Annotated in this window: 2 protein-coding genes; both read left to right on the top strand. The window is 51.5% G+C overall.

Annotation, left to right across the window (positions count from 1 at the left end):
- Positions 1–86: 86 nt before the first annotated feature.
- A complete protein-coding gene (gene istA / locus PGQ95_RS26230; protein WP_000255946.1) occupies positions 87–1,109 on the top strand; it encodes an IS21-like element IS100 family transposase in 1,023 nt (340 codons plus the stop codon).
- On the top strand, positions 1,106–1,888 hold the full coding sequence (gene istB, locus PGQ95_RS26225) for an IS21-like element IS100kyp family helper ATPase IstB (protein ID WP_001317493.1): 783 nt from the start codon (positions 1,106–1,108) through the stop codon (positions 1,886–1,888). The genes istA and istB overlap by 4 nt, the downstream gene beginning before the upstream one ends.
- The last annotated feature ends 66 nt before the right edge of the window (positions 1,889–1,954 follow it).

The following is a 1,954-nucleotide window of genomic DNA, read 5'->3' as shown; positions in this document are numbered from 1 at the left end:
TGTCACGAACGGTGCAATAGTGATCCACACCCAACGCCTGAAATCAGATCCAGGGGGTAATCTGCTCTCCTGATTCAGGAGAGCTTATGGTCACTTTTGAGACAGTTATGGAAATTAAAATCCTGCACAAGCAGGGAATGAGTAGCCGGGCGATTGCCAGAGAACTGGGGATCTCCCGCAATACCGTTAAACGTTATTTGCAGGCAAAATCTGAGCCGCCAAAATATACACCGCGACCTGCTGTTGCTTCACTCCTGGATGAATACCGGGATTATATTCGTCAACGCATCGCCGATGCTCATCCTTACAAAATCCCGGCAACGGTAATCGCTCGCGAGATCAGAGACCAGGGATATCGTGGCGGAATGACCATTCTCAGGGCGTTCATTCGTTCTCTCTCGGTTCCTCAGGAGCAGGAGCCTGCCGTTCGGTTCGAAACTGAACCCGGACGACAGATGCAGGTTGACTGGGGCACTATGCGTAATGGTCGCTCACCGCTTCACGTGTTCGTTGCTGTTCTCGGATACAGCCGAATGTTGTACATCGAATTCACTGACAATATGCGTTATGACACGCTGGAGACCTGCCATCGTAATGCGTTCCGCTTCTTTGGTGGTGTGCCGCGCGAAGTGTTGTATGACAATATGAAAACTGTGGTTCTGCAACGTGACGCATATCAGACCGGTCAGCACCGGTTCCATCCTTCGCTGTGGCAGTTCGGCAAGGAGATGGGCTTCTCTCCCCGACTGTGTCGCCCCTTCAGGGCACAGACTAAAGGTAAGGTGGAACGGATGGTGCAGTACACCCGTAACAGTTTTTACATCCCACTAATGACTCGCCTGCGCCCGATGGGGATCACTGTCGATGTTGAAACAGCCAACCGCCACGGTCTGCGCTGGCTGCACGATGTCGCTAACCAACGAAAGCATGAAACAATCCAGGCCCGTCCCTGCGATCGCTGGCTCGAAGAGCAGCAGTCCATGCTGGCACTGCCTCCGGAGAAAAAAGAGTATGACGTGCATCCTGGTGAAAATCTGGTGAACTTCGATAAACACCCCCTGCATCATCCACTCTCCATCTACGACTCATTCTGCAGAGGAGTGGCGTGATGATGGAACTGCAACATCAACGACTGATGGCGCTCGCCGGGCAGTTGCAACTGGAAAGCCTTATAAGCGCAGCGCCTGCGCTGTCACAACAGGCAGTAGACCAGGAATGGAGTTATATGGACTTCCTGGAGCATCTGCTTCATGAAGAAAAACTGGCACGTCATCAACGTAAACAGGCGATGTATACCCGAATGGCAGCCTTCCCGGCGGTGAAAACGTTCGAAGAGTATGACTTCACATTCGCCACCGGAGCACCGCAGAAGCAACTCCAGTCGTTACGCTCACTCAGCTTCATAGAACGTAATGAAAATATCGTATTACTGGGGCCATCAGGTGTGGGGAAAACCCATCTGGCAATAGCGATGGGCTATGAAGCAGTCCGTGCAGGTATCAAGGTTCGCTTCACAACAGCAGCAGATCTGTTACTTCAGTTATCTACGGCACAACGTCAGGGCCGTTATAAAACGACGCTTCAGCGTGGAGTAATGGCCCCCCGCCTGCTCATCATTGATGAAATAGGCTATCTGCCGTTCAGTCAGGAAGAAGCAAAACTGTTCTTCCAGGTCATCGCTAAACGTTACGAAAAGAGCGCAATGATCCTGACATCCAATCTGCCGTTCGGGCAGTGGGATCAAACGTTCGCCGGTGATGCAGCACTGACCTCAGCGATGCTGGACCGTATCTTACACCACTCACATGTCGTTCAAATCAAAGGAGAAAGCTATCGACTCAGACAGAAACGAAAGGCCGGGGTTATAGCTGAAGCTAATCCTGAGTAAAACGGTGGATCAATATTGGGCCGTTGGTGGAGATATAAGTGGATCACTTTTCATCCGTCGTTGACA

The sequence above is a fragment of the Klebsiella sp. 141240 genome (genome assembly GCF_050600805.1).
Lineage (GTDB): Bacteria > Pseudomonadota > Gammaproteobacteria > Enterobacterales > Enterobacteriaceae > Klebsiella > Klebsiella aerogenes.
The sequence above is the reverse complement of the archived record's forward strand: the minus strand, read 5'-3'. Positions and strand labels throughout refer to the sequence as shown.